19 protein-coding genes are annotated in these 20788 nt (G+C 65.2%); 6 read left to right on the top strand and 13 right to left on the bottom strand.

Features of this window, described 5'->3' with window-relative positions:
• Positions 1-99 precede the first annotated feature (99 nt).
• The 3 genes from AC0L3J_RS26880 (at position 100) to argG (ending at position 2859) form a co-directional block, all read left to right on the top strand.
• Positions 100-594 (top strand): hypothetical protein, encoded by a 495-nt coding sequence (locus AC0L3J_RS26880; protein ID WP_027514939.1) that lies wholly within the window; start codon positions 100-102, stop codon positions 592-594.
• 56 nt (positions 595-650) lie between these two features.
• Positions 651-1427 (top strand): phosphatase PAP2 family protein, encoded by a 777-nt coding sequence (locus AC0L3J_RS26875; protein ID WP_473348883.1) that lies wholly within the window; start codon positions 651-653, stop codon positions 1425-1427.
• Positions 1428-1521: 94 nt separating this feature from the next.
• Positions 1522-2859, top strand: a complete 1338-nt coding sequence (gene argG, locus AC0L3J_RS26870; RefSeq protein WP_473348882.1) for an argininosuccinate synthase — start codon at positions 1522-1524, stop codon at positions 2857-2859.
• Between the two features lie 149 nt (positions 2860-3008).
• Here the strand turns inward: argG and AC0L3J_RS26865 are convergent, their stop codons facing one another.
• From AC0L3J_RS26865 to sdhC, 11 genes are all read right to left on the bottom strand, one after another.
• Positions 3009-5198, bottom strand: coding sequence for an OmpA family protein (locus AC0L3J_RS26865; RefSeq protein ID WP_473348881.1), 2190 nt, complete (start codon positions 5196-5198; stop codon positions 3009-3011).
• A gap of 186 nt (positions 5199-5384) precedes the next feature.
• Positions 5385-5627 carry a hypothetical protein gene (locus AC0L3J_RS26860; RefSeq protein WP_456766840.1) on the bottom strand — a complete coding sequence of 81 codons (243 nt, stop codon included), beginning with the start codon at positions 5625-5627 and terminating at the stop codon, positions 5385-5387.
• A complete protein-coding gene (locus AC0L3J_RS26855) occupies positions 5627-6112 on the bottom strand; it encodes a pyridoxamine 5'-phosphate oxidase family protein (RefSeq protein ID WP_456766839.1) in 486 nt (161 codons plus the stop codon). The genes AC0L3J_RS26860 and AC0L3J_RS26855 overlap by 1 nt, the downstream gene beginning before the upstream one ends.
• Before the next feature lie 72 nt (positions 6113-6184).
• Positions 6185-6571 (bottom strand): VOC family protein, encoded by a 387-nt coding sequence (locus tag AC0L3J_RS26850; protein WP_027514944.1) that lies wholly within the window; start codon positions 6569-6571, stop codon positions 6185-6187.
• Positions 6572-6592: 21 nt separating this feature from the next.
• Positions 6593-7417 carry an FkbM family methyltransferase gene (locus AC0L3J_RS26845; RefSeq protein ID WP_473348880.1) on the bottom strand — a complete coding sequence of 275 codons (825 nt, stop codon included), beginning with the start codon at positions 7415-7417 and terminating at the stop codon, positions 6593-6595.
• 164 nt (positions 7418-7581) lie between these two features.
• Entirely contained in the window at positions 7582-9540 is a 1959-nt protein-coding gene (locus tag AC0L3J_RS26840; protein ID WP_473348879.1) for an ABC transporter ATP-binding protein/permease, read from the bottom strand.
• Positions 9541-9593: 53 nt separating this feature from the next.
• Entirely contained in the window at positions 9594-11786 is a 2193-nt protein-coding gene (locus tag AC0L3J_RS26835; protein ID WP_473348878.1) for an ATP-binding protein, read from the bottom strand.
• A gap of 189 nt (positions 11787-11975) precedes the next feature.
• On the bottom strand, positions 11976-12758 hold the full coding sequence (locus tag AC0L3J_RS26830; RefSeq protein WP_027566351.1) for a succinate dehydrogenase iron-sulfur subunit: 783 nt from the start codon (positions 12756-12758) through the stop codon (positions 11976-11978).
• Between the two features lie 42 nt (positions 12759-12800).
• Positions 12801-14636, bottom strand: a complete 1836-nt coding sequence (gene sdhA, locus AC0L3J_RS26825) for a succinate dehydrogenase flavoprotein subunit (RefSeq protein ID WP_007598775.1) — start codon at positions 14634-14636, stop codon at positions 12801-12803.
• 3 nt (positions 14637-14639) lie between these two features.
• Positions 14640-15056, bottom strand: a complete 417-nt coding sequence (gene sdhD, locus AC0L3J_RS26820) for a succinate dehydrogenase, hydrophobic membrane anchor protein (protein ID WP_007598776.1) — start codon at positions 15054-15056, stop codon at positions 14640-14642.
• Positions 15053-15451, bottom strand: coding sequence for a succinate dehydrogenase, cytochrome b556 subunit (sdhC, locus tag AC0L3J_RS26815; protein WP_473348877.1), 399 nt, complete (start codon positions 15449-15451; stop codon positions 15053-15055). The genes sdhD and sdhC overlap by 4 nt, the downstream gene beginning before the upstream one ends.
• A 517-nt stretch (positions 15452-15968) precedes the next feature.
• On the opposite strand from sdhC, the gene AC0L3J_RS26810 reads away from it, so the two are divergent.
• Positions 15969-16829, top strand: coding sequence for a sulfite exporter TauE/SafE family protein (locus tag AC0L3J_RS26810; protein ID WP_473348876.1), 861 nt, complete (start codon positions 15969-15971; stop codon positions 16827-16829).
• Here AC0L3J_RS26810 and AC0L3J_RS26805 read toward each other — a convergent pair.
• Both AC0L3J_RS26805 and AC0L3J_RS26800 read right to left on the bottom strand, forming a co-directional pair.
• Entirely contained in the window at positions 16822-17331 is a 510-nt protein-coding gene (locus AC0L3J_RS26805) for a hypothetical protein (protein WP_456766829.1), read from the bottom strand. The genes AC0L3J_RS26810 and AC0L3J_RS26805 overlap by 8 nt on opposite strands.
• A gap of 28 nt (positions 17332-17359) precedes the next feature.
• On the bottom strand, positions 17360-18889 hold the full coding sequence (locus tag AC0L3J_RS26800; RefSeq protein ID WP_473348875.1) for a malonate--CoA ligase: 1530 nt from the start codon (positions 18887-18889) through the stop codon (positions 17360-17362).
• A gap of 126 nt (positions 18890-19015) precedes the next feature.
• Here AC0L3J_RS26800 and AC0L3J_RS26795 point away from each other — a divergent pair, with 126 nt between their 5' ends.
• Together AC0L3J_RS26795 and AC0L3J_RS26790 are read left to right on the top strand one after the other, a co-directional pair.
• Entirely contained in the window at positions 19016-19777 is a 762-nt protein-coding gene (locus tag AC0L3J_RS26795) for an SDR family oxidoreductase (protein WP_473348874.1), read from the top strand.
• A 364-nt stretch (positions 19778-20141) separates the two neighbouring features.
• Positions 20142-20696: a fasciclin domain-containing protein gene (locus AC0L3J_RS26790; RefSeq protein ID WP_354064749.1), complete on the top strand. Its 555-nt coding sequence runs from the start codon at positions 20142-20144 to the stop codon at positions 20694-20696.
• Positions 20697-20788 lie beyond the last annotated feature (92 nt).

Genomic DNA, 20788 nt, shown 5'->3' with positions numbered 1-20788 from the left:
ATCCTCGTCATTGCGAGCGTAGCGAAGCAATCCAGGGTTTTTCCGCAGAGGCAGACTGGATTGCTTCGCTACGCTCGCAATGACGGCGAGGGTGGTGTGATGTCCCTGATCGGCCGCCTCATCGTCATCTTCATCGGCTTTCTCGCCGCCTGCTTCATCGGCGGCATGATCGTCGTCGTCGCGCTGTTGTTTCCGGAGTTCGCCGACCTTGGCGCAGGTCCCGTCGATCAGGGCACGATCGATATCGTGCTCGGGTTCGGCTTCATCTTCGTCTCCGGCTTTGCGCTGGTGCCGGCGGCGGTGATCGTCGCGATCACCGAGGCGCTCTACATCCGCAGCGCGCTCGCCTATGCCGTGGGCGGAGGCGTCGTGGGGCTCGCCTGCTATCTCGGGCTCGTCCCATTTCATTCCGACACGCTGCAATTCGAAGGCATCGTGCGGCGGCATCTGGAGATCATGACCGGCGCGGGCATCGTCGCCGGTGTCGTCTACTGGCTGATCGCCGGCCGCAATGCCGGCGCCTGGCGCAATCCGCCGCTGCCGCGCAAGCCGCCTCCGCCGCTGCCGTCGAATTCAAGACCGGACGTGCGGTGAGTTTCTGACTTGCCACGGGGTTTTCATCCCCTTCCCACTCGGCTAAACCGCGCGCCATGAACCGGACTGGACTCTTCATCGCCCTGGCGCTGTGGCTCGTGATCGGCGTCGTCTTCGGGCTATATCCCGAGCTTGACCTCAAGCTCGCCGCGCTGTTCTTCGACCCCGCGACGAAGTCGTTTCCGCTCAAGCTGAACGATTGGGCCGGCTTCGCGCGCGACGCCGCGATGTGGGTCGCCTGGGCGTTCGTGCTGCCTGCGCTGGTCGCGCTCGTGGTCAAGATGGTCCGGCCCGACCGGCCACTGATGGTATCCGGGCGCGCGATTGTCTTCCTTCTGGTCACGATCATCCTATCAGCCGGCATCCTTACCAATCTCGCCTTCAAGTCCTATTGGGGCCGGCCGCGCCCGGTGGTGGTGACGCAGTTTGCCGGCGACCAGCAATTCGTGCCGTGGTGGGATCCGCGCGGCGGCTGTGCGCGCAACTGCTCGTTCTTCTCGGGCGAGGGCGCGACCGCGTTCTGGACGCTGGCGCCCGCCGCACTGGCGCCGCCGCCGTGGCGGCCGCTCGCTTATGCCGGAGCGGTGGTGTTCGGCCTCGTGACCAGCGGGCTGCGGATGGCCTTTGGCGGCCACTTCTTCACCGACGTGTCGATCGCCGGCCTCGTCACCTTCGTCGTGATCTGGTTTGCCTACGCGCTGATCTACCGCTGGCCGCGGACCCGGTTTTCGGACGAGGCGGTCGATGCCGCCCTGACCCGGCTGAACATGCCCGCCTACCGGCTGCGCCAGCGCCTGTTCGGCAGCAAGTCGAGTGCCGAGTCCTCAGTTTGAGCCATTAAAGGGGTGCCGAGCCCCGCGAAATTTGATATTCGCGCGGTCAACCCCGTGAAACGACACCCGCCCTTCGAGACCGATTGGAAGCCCCATGACCACGATCCTGAAAAGCCTGCCCAAGGGCGAGAAAGTCGGCATCGCGTTTTCGGGCGGTCTCGACACCAGCGCCGCGCTGCTCTGGATGAAGCAGAAGGGCGCCCGCTGCTACGCCTATACCGCCAATCTCGGCCAGCCCGACGAATCCGATTACAACGAGATTCCGCGCAAGGCGATGGAGTTCGGCGCGGAGAAAGCGCTGCTGGTCGATTGCCGCACGCAGCTCGTCCATGAAGGTATCGCCGCGATCCAGTCCGGCGCCTTCCATATCTCGACCGGCGGCATCACCTATTTCAACACCACGCCATTGGGGCGCGCCGTCACCGGCACGATGCTGGTCGCGGCGATGAAGGAGGACGGCGTCAACATCTGGGGCGACGGCTCGACCTTCAAGGGCAACGACATCGAGCGCTTCTATCGCTACGGCCTGCTGACCAATCCGGGCCTTCGTATCTACAAGCCCTGGCTCGACCAGCAATTCATCGACGAGCTCGGCGGCCGCGCCGAGATGTCGGCGTTCATGACCGCCCAGGGTTTTGCCTACAAGATGAGCGCCGAGAAGGCGTACTCGACCGACAGCAATCTGCTCGGCGCGACGCACGAGGCCAAGGATCTCGAAAGTCTCGACAGCGGCATCAAGATCGTCAACCCGATCATGGGCGTGCCGTTCTGGCGTGACGACTGCAACGTCAAGGCCGAGAAGGTCGTGGTGCGTTTCGAGGAAGGCCAGCCGGTCGCGCTGAACGGTCAGACCTTCTCCGATCCCGTCGCGCTGTTCCTCGAAGCCAACGCCATCGGCGGCCGCCACGGCCTCGGCATGAGCGACCAGATCGAGAACCGCATCATCGAGGCCAAGAGCCGCGGCATCTATGAAGCGCCCGGCATGGCGCTGCTGCACATCGCCTATGAGCGCCTCGTCACCGGCATTCACAACGAAGACACCATCGAGCAGTACCGCATCAGCGGCATGCGTCTCGGTCGTCTGCTCTATCAGGGTCGCTGGTTCGATTCACAGGCGCTGATGTTGCGCGAGACCGCGCAGCGCTGGGTCGCCCGCGCCGTCACCGGCGAGGTCTCGCTCGAGCTGCGCCGCGGCAACGACTATTCGATCCTCAACACGGAAAGCCCGAACCTCACCTATGCGCCGGAGCGGCTCAGCATGGAGAAGGTCGAAGACGCGGCGTTCACGCCGGCCGATCGCATCGGTCAGCTCACCATGCGCAACCTCGACATCAACGACACCCGCGCCAAGCTGAAGCTCTACAGCGACACGGGGCTGCTGTCGGGCAGTGAAGGATCGCAGATCTTCCGGCTGGAGAACGACAAGGGCTGACGCGCTCGTAGCCCGGATGGAGCGAAGCGAAATCCGGGACTTTCGACCAAGCCGATAGAACCCGGATTGCGCTTCGCTCCATCCGGGCTACGAAACAAAACAAAAATGGCCGGGATTGCTCCCGGCCATTTTGCATTGTGTGCTTCGCCTTAGCGCGGCGGCGCGGTGCCGGGCGGGGGCGGCGGCAGCGAGGCCTGGCCGCCGTTGAGCAGCGGCGTGATGTTGCGGACGGTGACGCGGCGGTTGATCGCGCTCGGCCCTTGCGTCTGCTCCTTCAGGTACTGCTCGCCATAGCCCTGCGACGTCAGGTTCTCAGACGGCACGCCGAATTGCTGGGTCAGCAATTCGGCCGCGGACTGCGCACGACGATCCGACAATGACAGATTGTCGACGTCGTTGCCGACCGCGTCAGTGTGTCCCTCGATCAGGAACACCGCGCGCGGGTTGGCTTGGATCGCCTGATTGAGACCGTCGGCGATCACTTGCAGCTTGGCCGCCTGATCCTGGGGGATCGTCCACGAACCCGTCTCGAAGGTGATCGAGTTGACGTCGACGCTCGGCATCTGCATCCGAACATTGGGGCTGTAGCGGATTTCGTCGAGCGTATAACGTCGATCGATCCGCTGCACCGGCGGTGCCTGCATGGTCTGGTAGATCACGTCCGGCGACGCCTCCTGGGCGTCGACGATATAGCGGTCGTAGGGAATGTTCACGACCGGCGGCGGCGCGTCGACATAGAAGCCGCCGACCGACTGCGGATCGCGGTAGCTGTTGTCGATGATGATGAGCTCGCGCCCGCGGGGATCCCTGCGGATGCGTCGCAGCAATCGACCGTCCGGACCGACCGTCGTGATGATCTCGCTGCCGTCGGGACGGATCACCACGGTGCGGGTATCCGCGCCGACAGTCTCGGTGCGGATGTCGCGGGCGCCATAGCGGAAGCGATAGAGATCGTTGCCGCGGACGTAGGCCTGCCCGCCGGGATCGCGGATGATGATGCGATCCGGCTCGGTGTAGACGGTGCGACCGCCTTCGACGGATTCGCGCCGCTGATTGTGGAGGTCGGCGATGGTGGCTCCGATCACGGCGCCGGCCACCACGCCAGCACCGATCGCGAGCGGCGTGAGGTCACGCTGCGGCGGACGCGGTGCTGGCGGCAGCGGTGCTGCGATCCTCGGCGCGGTTCGGAAAGCCGGTGCAACCGTCGGCGGCGCGTATTGCGCCCTGTTGGGCGGAGGCGTTGCGGCCGCGGAGCCCGGGACGGTGCTCGGTGCCGCGGCGCCGGCGGGGGGAGCCGGCGGGCGGGGCGGGGCGCCTGCTTGCGGCTGGGTCGGCGGAGCTCCGGCAGCGGGCGCGCCAGCAGGAGGCGTTCCTCCCTGCTGACCCGGGGTTGGCGTCGCGGCTGGAGCCGGGGTCGCGCCAGGAGCGGGCGTGGGTCCCGCACCGGGACGTCCGGGCGGGGGCGTCGGAGCGCCACCGGGGGTGGGGGTGGTCGTCGGCGCGGGCGTGGCGCCGGGAGCAGGTGTCGCTGATCCTGCAGCCGGGGGTGCGCCAGGACGTCCGCCGGGGGGCGGCGCACCGGGGCGTCCAGTCGGCGGCGTGCCTGGTGTGCTGCCCGGAGCCGGCGTTGCGGTCGGCGCAGGTGTTGCTGTCGGAGCAGGCGTGGCGGTCGGGGCAGCAGGCGTTGCCGGGCGCGCTGCGGGAGCAGCAGATGCCGGAGGCGTTGCTGTCGGTGCAGGCGCAGGCCGTCCCGAAGGACCGGCCGCAGGAGGCGGCGGAGGTGTCGGTGCGTGCTGCTGCGGAGCGGCGGCGGGCGGTGTGGGAGCCGGACGAGCCGCGGGCGGCGTCTGAGGCGGAGGTGTGGGTGCGTGCTGCTGCGGTGCCGCGGCGGGCGGCGGTGCCGGGGGCGCGGGAGCCGGGCGTGCCGCGGGCGGTGCAGGAGGCGGCGCATGCTGTTGCGGAGCCGCAGCCGGGGGCGGCGACGGCGGCTTCGGGGCCGCAGGCGGTGGCGGGGGCGGTGCCGGACGGGCCGCAGGTGGCGGCGGAGGCGGCGGCGGAGCTGCGGGGCGCGGCGGTGCGGCAGCCGGCGGAGGTGCCGCGGGCGGATGGGGCGGTGCAGCTGCGGGCGGCGGTGCGGCCGGGCGCGCGGGCGCCGCAGGCGGCGCGGCCGCTGGCGGTCCCTTCGGCGGCTGCTTCGGTTTTCCGTCAGGGCCGGTCTCTTGTGGCTGCGCCTGCGCGACGACGAGCGGCGGCGCGCCTTGCGCATGCGATGCGGAGCTTGCGAATTGCATCGCGGTCAGAGCCGTGGTGGCAAGCAGCACGAAACGAAGATTAGTCATGATGGTGAACTTCCCCGGAAGGTTCTTTGACGAAGTGTTGGGATGAACAGCTACGCGTTAGGCCGGATTGTGGCGGACGAAGCGCACGCGGCCCGATTTATTTCTGCACGCAAATCACCTCACTATGGTGACGTTCATTGCGCATTCAGACGCAGGTTGCAATTGCCTTGGATGTGATGCGTCGCCTCATGCGAGATCCCGCGGCGGACTTGCGTCCGTCGCGGGATTCGGCGTGAGCGGTCCGTTCGGTCCGCGTGATGGAATCTCTTCGGGCATGCGGCCCGGTAATTCGTCGGGCGGCGCTGGCGAGCCGGGCTCGCGCACCGGCGGCGCGATTTCAGGCTGCGGATTGCCCGGCGGAATCCCCGGCGGTGGCTCGGTAGGTGTGCCCGGCGTCGACGGCGGAATCTCGGGCGGCTCGATCGGCATTACATTGAGACCTTGCGGTTGTCGCCGAGATCGGGCCGCGTGTTCGTCACTGCCGCGGCCGCCATCTTCACATAGGAGATCACGGTGCCGGGCGAGTCCCAGAACTCGGCATCGTCGGGCGTGACCTTGAGCACGCGGATGTTGGGATCTTCCGCAGAGTCCCACCACGCCTTGGCCGGCGTCGAGAACAGCTCCTTGATCTTCGCGCGGTCATTGGAAACGACAGCGGTGCCCGTCAGCGACACGTATTTCTGGCTGCCCGCATCCGCGAACGACAGGTTGATGGACGGATTGCGCGCGATCTCCTCGTCCTTGTGACGCCGCGCGTCGGTGAGGAAATATATCGTGTCCGCGTTGCGATCGAGATATGCGCTCATCGGCCGCGCGCGGAGCTTGTCGCCATCGCGCGTCACCAGCATCGCGAATCCGATCGTCTTCATCAGATCCCATACGCGATCGATATCGCGGGCATTGTCGTTGGCCATGTCGTGCTCCTTCTTGCAAGGGACGACAACGGCGCGCGCGGAACGAGGTTCCGGCCGAGGGATGGAACTTATCTATTCCGGCGCGTGGCAAACCGCCTCGATGTTGTGTCCGTCGGGATCGAGCACGAAGGCGCCGTAATAGGTCGGATGGTAATGCGCCCGAATGCCCGGCGGCCCGTTGTCGCGCCCGCCCGCCGCAATCGCCGCCTTGTAGAACGCATCCACCGCGGCGCGGTCCTTTGCCAGGATCGCGACATGCACCGGCTTGTTCAGCGCGCCCTCGCCGCCGATCCAGAAATCCGGCTTGCCATCGGCGCCGAAGCCGGCGGCTGGATCGTGTCCGGTCTGCTCCTGCGTGACCTCCATGATCAGGCCGTAGCCGAGCGGGGCCAATGCCTTGGCATAGAACGCCTTGGCGCGCTCATAGTCGGAGACCGGGAAGCCCATATGGTCGATCATCGTAACCTCCGTCGTTCGTCGTCAACGCGACAGGAACGTATTGCTCCGCGTCTTGCGCGCAACCACAAAGCCGCGCGCGACCATGTCGGCGATACAATCTTCCCGCCAATCCTTTTGTGACAAATGCTCGATCACCACCGCGCGCGGCCACAGCGATTGCGGCGCGTCGCGGAAGAAGCCGATCAGCACGCGATCCTCGAAGCCCTCGACGTCGATCTTCAACGCGTCCACATTGGTGACGCCGGCTTCGTCGAGAATGCGCGTCAACCGCAGCGAGGGCACTTTGATCGCCTCCGCGCTGGCCGTGCCGGTGACGACATGCGTAGCGCCGAGATTGCCGCCCCCGCTCTCGATCATGAGCTCGCCGTCGCTGTCGCCGGCGGCCGCCTGCACCAGGCGCACCTGCGTCGCTTGCGACGCGGCCCGGTTGAACGACAGCCGTCCAAACGTCATCGGATGCGGCTCGATTGCGACCACTTTTCCCGATGGCCCGACCTGTCGCGCCATCACCAGTGCAAAGGTGCCGACATTGGCGCCGACGTCGACGAACACGCCGCCCGCCGGGGTGTGCTGGCGCAGGAAGTCGAGCTCGTCGAGATTGTAATCGGGATTGAACAGCGCGCCGCGCTCGGTCGCGCTGCCCTGGTGATAGAAGCGGAACGATGCGCCCTGGTACTGCACGTCGAGGGGGCCACCGCGCAGCAGGTTCACCAATCGCGACAGCCACGGCCGGAACGCTCCACGCTTCAGCCGCGACTGTGTCGCGAGGCGAATGATGGCGGCCTGCGCCGCGTTCGGCGCAAACGCGCCGAACGGCGCGGACGAAGGGGCATTGTCGGTCGTCAAGCGGCGGTCCTCATTGCAAGCGGCGCATGCATAGCCGGTTTTGCCGGGGACTCCAACGTTGCGGGAAAAGAATGTAGCCCGGATGGAGCGAAGCGTAATCCGGGGTTCTCGCCTTACGGATAGACCTTCCCGGATTGCGCTTCGCTCCATCCGGGCTACGAGCTTCACGCCGCCTTTTTCGGCGGCGCCTTGCGCTGCCTCAAGAACCGCCCGAGCAACTTGCGCTTGCCCTTGCGGGGGATCAGGTCGATGTCGCTGACGAGTTTTGCGCCGCCCTTGCGGCGCTCCAGCACGATCTTGCGGCTGTGGAAGGCTTCCAGCTCGATACGATGCGCGACGCTGACGATGGTGGCCTTCGGCAGCTCGTCGGTGATCATCTTCATCATCTTGTCCTGGCTCTTCTCGTCGAGCGCCGAGGTCGCCTCGTCGAGCACGACGATGTCAGGGCTGTGCAGCAACAGTCGCGCGAAGGCCAGGCGCTGCTTCTCGCCACCGGACAGCGTCTGGTCCCACGGTGCCTCTTCCTCGATCTTCTCCTTGAGATGGTCGAGACCGACCTTGTGCAGGGCCTCGCCGATCTCCTCGACGGTCCAGTCGTCTTCTGCGCCGGGATAGGCGACCGCGCGGCGCAAGGAGCCGGATGGCACGTAGGGTCGCTGCGGCAGCATGAACAGCCGCCGGTCGGGATGGAAATTGACGCTGCCGCCGCCCCATGGCCAGAGCCCGGCGATGGCGCGCACCAGCGTGCTCTTGCCGGTGCCGGATTCGCCGGCCACCAGCAGCCGCTCGCCAGCCTCGATCACCACCTCGGTCTCGCCGACCACGGCGGTGCCGTCGTCGAGCGTGACGGAGAGGTCGTTCAGCTCCAGCATGGCGTCGTTGCTGGTCTCGCCGCGCTTGATGCGGCCGAAGCCGTCGCCCTGCTCGGCGCGCTCGAGGCCGTCGAGCGACATCATCAGCGAGGCGATGCGGCGCGCGCAGGCATTCCAGTCGGCAAGCCGCGGATAATTGTCGACCAGCCAGCCGAACGCGCTCTGTACGATGGTGAAGGCGGAAGCCGCCTGCATCACCTGCCCCAGCGTCATGCTGCCGTCGAGGAATTTTGGCGCGCAGAGCAGCAGCGGAACGACCGGCGCAACGAGGCTCGATCCCTGCGACACCAGCGTGGTGCGCATGTGCTGACCCGCCAGCCGCGCCCATTGCCGCAGCACGTTGGTGAAATTGCGGTCGATGCCGTCGCGCTCTTCCGCTTCGCCGCCGAGCAGCGCGATGCTCTCGCCGTTCTCGCGCACGCGCGTCAGCGTGTAGCGGAAATCCGCCTCGGCCTGGTTCTTGTCCTCGGAGACCTGCACGAATTGACGGCCGATCACCAGGATCGAGCCCGATGCGATTCCCGCATAAAGCATCGCGGCGATCACCAGGAAGCCTGGAATGGTCACCGACGATCCCGCAAGCGTGACGGTGAGTGCGCCGCCGATGGTCCAGAGCACGACGATGAAGGTCGCGGCCGACAGCAGCGCGGAGGTCACGCCGGCGAGAAAATCCACCGGCGAATCGGTCGCGACGCGGAGATCTTCCGCGATCCGATACTCCGGATTCTTGTGGTCGCCGCTGACGAGATTGAGCTGGTAATAGCGGCCGTTGCCGAGCCAGCGCGTCAGCACGCTTGCCGTCAGCCAGGCTCGCCAGCGCCGTTGGATGCCCATGCGCGCGAACACTTGCGCCACGCCGAGCACGATGCTGCCGATCGCGAGCGGGAAGAACACCGCGGTGAGATGGAAGACGGTGGACGCCTCGCGCTTCTCGATCGCATCGAAGATCGCCCGATTCCAGACGTTGATGCCGTATTGGAAACCGACGGTCAGGACGATCAGCACGCCGAGGCCGATGGAATAGAGCCATGCCAGCCGGTCGCCGTTGCGGCCCCAGAAGCCGCGCGCGCTGATCCAGAAGCGGGTGAGGAGATAGTCCTTGCGGGCCTGCTCGGCCTCTTCGGGCGAGAGCGCCGGGTCGGGCTCGACCAGCTCGGGCGGCGGCGGAGCCACTTCCTCGCCGGTCTCGCCGACGATTTCGACAATGGGCGGCTTCTTGCCCGATTCGCGCTTTCCGGCCGACTTTTGCATGGCCGGATAACGCCAACTAAATCAAAAGGTTCCCGTGAGTTCCAGGTGTCGGTTCATTCAGCGGCGCCGTCGCGGACCCGGCGGAGACGTGCGAGGCGGTGCAGCACGCGCGACAGCTGATCGATCGCGTAGGGCTTTTGCACCAGCTCGAAATCGATCTTGCCGTCCTGGGACAGCGCCTCGCTGTAGCCGGTGGTCAGCACCACCGGCACGCCGATGCCGCGCTCGCGGACCGCCTGCGCGAGATCGAGACCGGTCATGCCGGGCATCACGATGTCCGAGAAAACGACATCGAAGCGATCGGAATCCATGACCAGCTCGGCGAGTGCATCGGTTGCATTGTCGACCAGCGTGATGCTGTAGCCGAGCTCGGTGAGGCCGTCGGCCGCGAAATTGGCGAGCTCGATATTGTCCTCGACCAGCAGCACCGACATGCCGCTGCCGGCCACAGCGGGGGCCGTGTTCGGTGCCTGCCGCTGCGGCAACAAATGCGGCGCCACGCGCGGCAGATAGAGCGAGAAGGTGCTGCCGTGGCCTACCTCGCTGGTGACTGTCACCTCGCCGCCGGACTGCCGCGCGAAGCCGAACACCTGCGACAGGCCGAGACCGGTGCCGTGGCCGACCTGCTTGGTGGTGAAGAACGGCTCGAAGATGCGCTCCAGCCGCGCAGCCGGAATGCCGATCCCGGTGTCGCTGACGGCAATGCCGACGAAACCGTGTTTGCCAGGAAGGTCTTGTTTGCCAGGAAGATCTTGGCTGCCTGAAAGATCAGGGTTGCCCGAGACGGGAGCCCGCGTGTCCGCAATGGTCGCCGCGGCCTCGACCTCGAAAACGATCCTGCCCTTGCCGTGCATGGCATCGCGCGCATTGGTCGCCATGTTGATCAACGCCGTCTCGAACTGGCTCGCATCGGCATTGACGAGGCAGGGCTCGGCCGGCAGCCGCATCGCGATTTCGATTGCGGGTCCGAGCAGCGTCGCGAGCATGTCGTGCAGCGACTGCAGCCGCGCGCCGACGTCGAACACCTCCGGCTTCAAGGTCTGCCGCCGTGCAAAGGCGAGCAGCTGCGATGTCAGCTTGGCCGCGCGCCCGACCGCGTCGGCAATGGCGGTGATGTAGCGCTGGCGCCGCTCCTCGCTCAGCTGCGGCCGGTTCAGCAGATCGACCGAGGCGCGAATCACGGTCAGGAGGTTGTTGAAGTCGTGCGCGACGCCGCCGGTGAGCTGGCCGAGCGCCTCCAGGCGCTGGCTGTGCTTGAGCGCCTCCTCGGCTTCGCGCCGCGCGGCGGCCTCGGCCTGGAGATGCTGGGTGCGCCGGAACGCGAACGCCAGCAGCAGAAACAGCAGCGCGGTGGCGGGAATGCCGAACACCAGATGCTGGCCCATGGTGGCGAACCAGCGTGCGCGGATTGCCGAGGTCTCCAGCCCCGCGCTGACATAGATCGGGTATTCGGCGATGCGTCGGTAGCCGATGCGGCGCTCGACCTCGTCCGATGGCCAGGCGATGGTGATGAGGCCATGCTCGGGATGAGCGGCGATGCTGCGGCCGACCGGCCCGTTAGGATCGAGCCTGAGGTCGCGGTCCAGCCGTGGAAGATGCGCCAGCACCACGCCGTCGGTGCGTGCCATGGCGAGGAAGCTGCCGGGATCAGAGCCGATCCTGGCGTAAAAGCTCTCGAAATATTCCGGCAGGACGGAAGCCTGGATCACGCCGATGAAGCTGCCGTCGTCGGAGCCGCGGCGGAGGCTGACCCCGAAGAAGCGCGCGCCCTGATAGGGCTGGCGCGGCGTCAGCGGGACTCCGATGTAGCTGCCGATGGTCTGGTCGACATGGGCGGCAAAATAGTCCCGATCCGCAAAGCTCTGTGCCGGCGGCGGCGAGGCCAGGCTGTTGACCAGCGACTTTCCGTCCGCATCGAAGATCCATGCTGATTTCAACTGCGGCAGCGAATCGGTCAGCTGCTTCAGGCGGCGGTGCAGGGCCGGCTCGCGCGCGCGGATGATGTCGTCGGGCATGCCGCGCACCACCTCGTTGATCTCGGCGAGGCTGCGGTCGATGGTCTCGAACACCTTGAGCGCGTGCTCGTGCGCGACATCGAGGGTGCGCTCGATCTCGCGGTCGGCGATGTCTTTGGTCGAGGTGTAGGAGATCGAAGCGGCGATCGCGAACAGCGCAATCGGCAGCGCCAGGGACGCAGCCATCATCCACTGCAGCAATCTCAGCGAATTGCGTTGTGCGCCCTGCACGGTCGCTCCGGTCCCACGCCGGAGAGCTTACTTGAATTTCGCGCCGGGAAGGAAGCGGCTTGTGGCGGGAACCAGAGGTTGCAACCCGTCGGCTTGCGCGCGCAGGGGCGGAGGCAAAATCTGCTCGAATCCGCGCCGGCCGTAGAATGCCCCGGCCATTCCGGCCGGGGATCGCAGCATAAGTGACGCCTAGATCTGGCGCTCGACCATCTTGAGCTTGAGCTCGGCGATGGCTTCCGCCGGGTTGAGGCCCTTCGGGCAGGCCTTGGCGCAGTTCATGATGGTGTGGCAGCGATAGAGGCGGAACGGGTCCTCGAGATTGTCGAGCCGCTCGCCGGTCGCTTCATCCCGCGAATCCGACACCCAGCGGTTGGCCTGGAGCAGCGCGGCGGGACCGAGATAGCGCTCGCTGTTCCACCAATAGCTCGGGCACGAGGTCGAGCAGCAGGCGCAGAGAATGCACTCGTAGAGGCCGTCGAGCTTCTCGCGGTCTTCGTGGCTTTGCTTCCATTCCTTCTGCGGCGTCGGCGAGGTCGTCTTCAGCCACGGCTCGACCGAAGCGTACTGCGCATAGAAATTGGTGAGGTCGGGGATGAGGTCCTTCACCACAGGCTGGTGCGGCAGCGGATTGATCTTCACCGCGCCGTCCTTGACGTCGTGCATCGAGCGGGTGCAGGCCAGCGTATTCTGGCCGTCGATGTTCATCGCGCAGGAGCCGCAGACGCCTTCGCGGCAGGAGCGGCGGAAGGTCAGCGACGGGTCGATGTTGTTCTTGATCCAGATCAGGCCGTCCAGCACCATCGGCCCGCAATCATGGGTGTCGACGTAATAGGTGTCGACGCTGGGATTCTTGCCGTCGTCCGGGTTCCAGCGATAGACGCGGAATTCGCGAGTTTCAGTCGCGCCCGCGGGCTTCGGCCAGGTCTTGCCGCCGCTGATCTTCGAGTTCTTCGGAAGTGCGAATTCAACCATTTCGATAAAGCTTTCGCTGTTCGCTCAGTACACGCGCGCCGTTTAGTAAACGCGAGCTTTCGGCGGGATGTACTGGACGTCGTTGGTCATGGTGTAGTCGTGAACCGGGCGGTACTCGATCTTGACCTTGCCGGAATCTTCCAGCCAGGCCAGCGTGTGCTTCATCCAGTTTTTGTCGTCGCGCTCGGAGAAGTCCTCGCGGGCATGCGCGCCGCGGCTCTCGGTGCGGTTGGCGGCCGAGTTCATCGTCACCACCGCCTGCGCGATCAGATTGTCGAATTCGAGCGTCTCGATCAGGTCGGAATTCCACACCAGCGAGCGGTCGGACACGGCGATGTCGGTGATGCCGCTATGGACCTTCTCGATCAAATTCTGGCCTTCGCTCAGGATGTCGCCGGTGCGGAACACCGCGCAATTGTTCTGCATCACGTGCTGCATGCCTTCGCGCAGCTTCGCAGTCGGGGTGCCGCCGGAGGCGTAGCGATAGTGGTCGAGGCGGCCGAGCGCCAGGTCGGACGAGTTCGCCGGCAGCTCCGGCTGGCTGGCGTTCGGCGTGAGCTTCTCGGCGAGGCGCAGCGCAGCGGCGCGGCCGAACACGACGAGATCGATCAGCGAGTTCGAGCCGAGGCGGTTGGCGCCGTGCACGGAGACGCAAGCGGCCTCGCCGATCGCCATCAGGCCCGGGATGATGGCGTTGTCGTCGCCGTCCTTCTTGGTCAGGACTTCGCCGTGATAATTCGTCGGGATGCCGCCCATGTTGTAGTGCACGGTCGGCACGATCGGGATCGGCTCGCGCGTCACGTCGACATTGGCGAAGATCTTTGCGGATTCCGAGATGCCCGGCAGGCGCTCAGCCAGCACCGCGGGATCGAGATGGTCGAGATGAAGGAAGATGTGGTCCTTCTTCTTGCCGACGCCGCGTCCCTCCCGGATCTCGATGGTCATCGCGCGCGAGACGACGTCACGCGAAGCCAGATCCTTCGCCGACGGCGCATAGCGTTCCATGAAGCGCTCGCCCTCGGAGTTGACGAGATAGCCGCCTTCGCCGCGCGCGCCTTCGGTGACGAGACAGCCGGAGCCGTAGATCCCGGTCGGGTGGAACTGCACGAACTCCATGTCCTGCATCGGCAGGCCGGCGCGCAGCACCATGCCGCCGCCATCGCCGGTGCAGGTGTGCGCCGAGGTGCAGGACGCATAGGCGCGGCCATAGCCGCCGGTCGCCAGAATCACGGACTGGGCGCGGAAGCGGTGCAGCGTGCCGTCGTCGAGCTTGAGCGCGATGACACCGCGGCAGGTGCCCTGGTCGTCCATGATCAGGTCGATGGCGAAGAACTCGATGAAGAACTCGGCCGCGTGGCGCAGCGACTGGCCGTACATCGTGTGCAGCATGGCGTGGCCGGTGCGGTCGGCGGCGGCGCAGGTGCGCTGCGCCTGGCCCTTGCCGTAGTCCAGCGTCATTCCGCCGAACGGGCGCTGGTAGATCTTGCCGTCTTCGGTGCGCGAGAACGGAACGCCCCAATGCTCGAGCTCGTAGACCGCCTCGGGCGCGTTGCGCACCATGTATTCGATCGCGTCCTGGTCGCCCAGCCAGTCCGACCCCTTCACGGTGTCGTACATGTGCCAGCGCCAGTCGTCCTTGTGCATGTTGCCGAGGGACGCCGAGATGCCGCCCTGCGCCGCGACGGTGTGCGAGCGGGTCGGAAATACTTTGGTGATGCAGGCGGTACGAAGACCGGCTTCGCTGCAGCCGACCACGGCGCGCAAGCCCGCGCCGCCGGCGCCGACCACGACGACATCATAGGTGTGGTCTTCGATCGGATAGGCTTTGCCGTTGGTGGCGGGAGCGCCGTTGCCCTTGCCATTGGTCTCTGTGGCCATGGGTTAGACTCCGGAGGAAAGTTTCAGGATCGCGTAGGTCGAGGCGAGCGCCACGGCGAACGAGAAGAAGTTGTTGAGCATGATCGAGATGAGCTTCAGCTTCTCGTTATGGATGTAGTCCTCGATCACGACCTGCATGCCGATCTTCATGTGCCAGGCGCTGGCGAAGATGAAGAGCAGCAGGATCACCGCGATCGGCAGCGAGCCGAGGATCTGTGCGGCACCGGCCTGGTTGCGGCCGAGCAGCATCATCACGATCACGATCACGGGGATCATCAGCAGCGTCATGGCGACGCCGGTGATGCGCTGACGCCAGAAATCGGACGTGCCCGAATGCGCCGCGCCGAGATTGCGCACGCGGCCGAGCGGGGTGCGCATGGAGGAGCCCTTCGGAGCGCCGTGGGATTCGTCGAAACTCATCGTCCGCCTCCGATCGCGTAGGCGATGATCCAGACGAGGATCGTGAGCACGATGCCCCCGATCAACGCGCCCCAGGTCAACGCTTCGCGCTCATTGGCCTTGAAGCCGTAGCCGAGGTCCCAGACGAAATGCCGGATGCCGCTGAGCATGTGGTGCATCAGCGCCCAGGTGAAGCCGAACACGATCAGCCGGCCGATGATGCTGCCGGTGAAGGCCTGGACGTGGCTATAGGCGGCCGGGCCCGAGGCTGTCGCAATCAGCCACCAGGCCAGCAGCAGCGTTCCGGCGTAGAGGGCAATCCCGGTGGCGCGATGGACGATGGAGAGCGCCATCGTCAGCGTCCAGCGGTAGACTTGCATGTGTGGCGAAAGCGGTCGTTCGATCCGTGCGGTCATGGGCTTCGATTGCTTTATTGCGGCCCAGCATGGGCGCGCGGGGATCGCGAAAGGTCGGCTCTATTTACGGAGTCGATTTCACCTGCGCAATCACCAAATCGCCATAGATCGAACTTGGGTTCAGCTCTAGGCCCTTGATGTAACAAGGCCAATCGGCGGCTTGGTATACCACGGCCATGGCGCACCGGCTAAAGACAGAATCCAAATTCAAGTCTTGCCGCAAAGCTGCGGCGCATTGAAATTACTATTGGAACGGCTCTAAGCCGCCGCAGCCCCAACCAGGGTTCGAACCAGTCATTCCTGACGTTCGAACCGGCAGGGATGATCGGCGAGCAATTTTCATTTTCCGCGAAGCGCACCGATTTTTCGCGAGACGGGCGGATATGCGCAGCCTGCATCCCACCCCAGAGCGCCGATGCGGCGGTCGACCCGACAAATCAGATCGCCTAGAGCATTGCGGGCAGCTGTCCGAGCGATGCATCGGAGAAGTTGCGACCACCGCCGGGGCAGGTCAGGGGTGACTGCAGGACTCGATATCAAGGAGATCGTCGAACTCGCGCTGTTGCTGATCGCAACCGGCGCGCTCTCCGGATTTTTGGCCGGCGTGTTCGGCATTGGCGGCGGCGCGATTCTGGTGCCGGTGTTCTACGAGTGCTTCCGCATCGCCGGTGTGCCGCTCGAGGTGCGCATGCCGCTGTGCATCGGCACTTCGCTCGCTGTCATCATTCCGACTTCGATCCGTTCGTTCCAGGCCCATTACAAGCGCGGCGCCGTCGATCTTGCTATCCTTCGGGTCTGGTGGCTGCCGATCTTGATCGGCGTCGTCGCCGGCAGCGTGGTCGCGCGCTACGCGCCGGAGCGGCTGTTCAAGATCGTGTTCGTCGCCGTCGCCTGGTCGGCCGCGGTACGGCTGATCTTCGCGCGCGAGAGCTGGAAGCTCGGCGATGATCTGCCGAAGGGGCCGCTGATGCGATTCTACGGCTTCTGCGTCGGCATTTTGTCGACGCTGATGGGCATCGGCGGTGGATTGTTTTCGAACCTGCTGATGACGTTCTATGGCCGCCCGATCCATCAGGCCGTGGCGACATCGTCGGCGCTCGCGGTGCTGATCTCGATCCCCGGTGCGCTCGGCTACATCTATGCCGGCTGGCCTGCGGCGGCGCACTATCCCGGCGTTGCAGCCCTGCAAGTCCCATTCGCGCTCGGCTACATCTCCCTGATCGGCGCCGTGCTGGTGATGCCGATGAGCCTTGTGACAGCACCGCTCGGCGTGAGAGCCGCGCATGCGATGTCCAAGCGGAGGCTGGAGGTCGCGTTCGGGTGCTATCTGTTCATCGTCGGCAGCAGGTTTGTGCTGAGTCTGGTGGGCGCTAGTTAACCGACCGGTCCTTCAATCTCACTTCGCTGTGGCCCCACATTTGAAGATTGCCTTGCGCCTCCAGAAGATCGGCCTCAACCAACGCCTGAATGCGGGCCGCAAAGACCTCAAAATCGACGGGAGCCGCTAACGCTTCTTCCTTTTCGACCCTCTCAACCGCGCAGTACAGGACCATTGCGACCTTCTGCCATCGCGGCTTCATGACAGAGAAAATGACGCGATCCAAATCGGTCTCCAGCACAGAGGACGGAAGTGAAACGTCTTCCCACCGGAGTGTGCTGTCGATGGTGGCAGGCCGTCCCGGCGGTTCAAGATCCGGAAATCGCTTGTAGATCAGTCGCAGAAGCTTGAATTGCAAATGGAAAACCGCCGTTACGAGCGGGTCTGCAAACAGCTTTCGACCGTCATCGCCAACATCGACGATCGCGGCCTCCGCTCGCCGGAATGCTGCGGCAGCATCGAGCAGGTGCTTGTGTATCTTCTTAGCTTGCTCTCGGTTCATGTCCCCCAAGCCCGGAGCGATTGCGCCCCTACTTCTTCGCGTAAAGATCCTTGTAAATATCCCGCAGCACGTTCTTCTGCACCTTGCCCATGGTGTTGCGCGGCAGCTCGTCGACCACGAAGACGCGTTTGGGCATCTTGAACTTCGCCAGCCGGCCGTCGAGCGCCTTCAGCACCGCGGCCTCGGTCACATCGGCGCCCTTGTTGCAGACCAGCACGGCCGTGACGCCCTCGCCGAAATCGGCGTGGGGCACGCCGATCACGGCGGATTCGATCACGCCGGGCATGGCGTCGATCTCGCTCTCGATTTCCTTCGGGTAGACGTTGAACCCGCCGGAGATGACGAGATCCTTGCCGCGGCCGAGAATGTGGACGTAACCCTTGGCGTCGATCTTGCCGAGGTCGCCGGTGATGAAGAAGCCGTCGTCGCGGAATTCCGCCTTGGTCTTCTCCGGCATGCGCCAATAGCCCTTGAACACGTTGGGGCCCTTGACCTCGATCATGCCGATTTCGTCACGCGGCAGTTCCTTGCCAGTCTCGGGCTCCGTGACGCGCACGGAGACGCCGGGGAGCGGAAAGCCGACTGCGCCGGGCACGCGTTCGCCGTCGTAGGGATTCGACGTGTTCATGTTGGTCTCGGTCATGCCGTAGCGCTCGAGCACGGCATGCCCCGTGCGCGCCGACCATTCGCGATGGGTTTCGGCGAGCAGCGGCGCCGAGCCCGAGATGAACAGCCGCATGTGTTGTGTGGTTTCGCGCGACAGCGCGGCGTTCTGGAGCAGGCGGGTGTAGAACGTCGGCACGCCCATCAGCACCGTAGCGCGCGCCATCAGCTTGATGATCAGATCCGGGTCGAGCTTCGGCAGGAAGATCATCGACGCGCGCGCAAACAGCGTCACGTTGGTCGCCACGAACAGGCCGTGGGTGTGGTAGATCGGCAGCGCGTGGATCAGCACGTCCTTTTCGGTGAAGCGCCAGAAGCCGACGAGCGAGAGCGAGTTCGACGCCAGATTGTCGTGGGTCAGCATCGCGCCTTTGGAGCGGCCGGTGGTGCCGGACGTGTAGAGGATCGCGGCGAGATCGTCGTTTGCGCGCGGCACCGTGGTGAATTCGCTGCTTGCCTTGTCGGCGGCGTCCGTCAGCGAGCCCTTGCCGTCAGGCCCGAGCGTCTCGATTTTCGCCTTCACCTTGGCGGCGATCGGGGCAAGCCCGTCCGCCTTGGCGGGATCGCAGACCACCAGCGAGGGCTCGGCATCGCCGATGAAATAGTCGAGCTCGTTCAGCGTATAGGCGGTGTTGAGCGGCAGGTAGACCGCGCCGGCCCGCACGGTGGCCAGATACAGCACGATGTTGGCCACGGATTTCTCGACCTGAACCGCAACCCGGTCGCCGGGCTTCACGCCGCGCGCGACCAGCACATTGGCCATCTGTCCGGCCCGGGCGATCAGATCGCCATAGCTGATGCGGACGCCATCATGCGTCTCGATGGCGAGGCGCGCAGGGCTGTCCAGGCCGTCGAACAGGCGGGAAAACAGATTGGCGTTGGCAGCTTGGTTCATGCAAGATTTCCTCGACCGCAAGGCTTGACTGCAAGGCTTGACCACAAGGCTCGTCAGACAAGGCCGGTCAAAACCGAGGGCTGGATTAGCAAAAACCGCCCCGATGAAGCAACGGAGACAGTTTGCATGACCAAAAACGGGAAACGCGTGGCCTGGGTCACGGGCGGCGGCAGCGGGATCGGGGAGGCCGGCGCCGAGGCGCTCGCGGCCGACGGCTGGACGGTGGTGGTCTCGGGCCGGCGCAAGGACGCCCTGGATACCGTGGTCGCGAAAATCGCCAAGGCGGGCGGCGCCGCCGAAGCCATCGCGCTGGACGTGTCGGTCGCCGCCGCGGCCCAGAAGGCGGCCGATCAAATCATCGCGAAGCACGGCCGGATCGACCTGCTGGTGAACAATGCCGGCATCAATGTCCCCAAGCGCAGTTGGAAGGACATGAAACTGGAGGGTTGGGATAAGCTCGTCCAGGTCAATCTCAACGGCGTGCTCTATTGCATGCACGCGGTGCTGCCGACGATGCGCAAGCAACAGGACGGCTCCATCATCAACGTCTCGTCGTGGGCCGGCCGACACGTCTCGAAAATGCCGGGCCCGGCCTACACCACGACCAAGCATGCGGTGCTGGCGCTGACCCATTCCTTCAATATGGACGAATGCGTCAACGGCCTGCGCGCCTGCTGCCTGATGCCGGGCGAAGTGGCGACCCCGATCCTGAAGCTGCGCCCGGTGGTGCCGAGCGGAGAGGAGCAGGCCAGGATGCTGCAATCCGAAGATCTCGGCCGCACCATCGCCTTCATCGCGAGCATGCCGGCGCGGGTGTGCATCAACGAGCTCTTGATCAGCCCGACGCATAATCGCGGGTTCATTCAGACGCCGCACAACAGGGATTGAGGCGTAGCGCGCGTCTCATCCTCCATCGTCGTCCTGGACAAGCGCAGCGCAGATCCAGGACCCATTCCCCCAGGCAGTAGTTTGGCGAAGACCCGGCGTAGCCAGCGTCGCACCGCAACTCCTCCCTGGGGTAATGGGTCCTGGCTTTCGCCAGGACGACGATGGTGAGTGCGTCACCCCACGGAGCACCACGCACTTAGTTTCACGCATCACAAAGAAGTTTTATTCGAAACCGCTTCGCAAACCCTCCCGTAATTCGAGCCAACGACGTCGCTGCTGCTTCACGCTCACAGGTCGCAGCCACCGTTGTTGCCCAACTCGAACGCCGGCAATCGCCGGTCATCATCCAATCGGGAGACTCTCCATGTCGAAGCGCATTGCCTATCTTACCGCTGCAGCTTTCAGCGCGCTGGCCATCACCGCGACCGTCGTCGCGCCGGCCCGCGCCGAGGAAAAGACCGTCATGGTCGGCGGCGCCGCGATGTTCCCGTCCAAGAACATCGTCCAGAACGCCGTCAACTCGAAGGACCACACCACGTTGGTGGCGGCGGTGAAGGCGGCCGGCCTGGTGCCGACGCTGGAAGGCAAGGGTCCGTTCACTGTGTTCGCGCCGACTAACGCCGCCTTCGGCAAGCTGCCGGCCGGCACCGTCGACACCCTGGTCAAGCCCGAGAACAAGGCGACGCTGACCAAGATCCTCACCTATCATGTCGTGCCCGGCAAGCTCGAGGCGTCCGACCTCACCGACGGCAAGAAGATGAAGACCGCCGAAGGCGAGGAGCTGACGGTGAAGAAGATGGACGGCAAGGTCTGGATCGTCGACGCCAAGGGCGGCACCTCGATGGTCACGATCTCCAACGTCAACCAGTCGAACGGCGTGATCCATGTGGTCGACACCGTGCTGATGCCGGCGACGTAAATACCGCGCGGTCCGGCTTCACCCCCGAACCGGATGCGACGAAATGGCGAGCCGGGGGTCCCCGGCTCGCTTTATTGTGACCATGATAGCCC

The organism is Bradyrhizobium sp. Kon37, assembly GCF_055807535.1.
The sequence above is the reverse complement of the archived record's forward strand: the minus strand, read 5'-3'. Positions and strand labels throughout refer to the sequence as shown.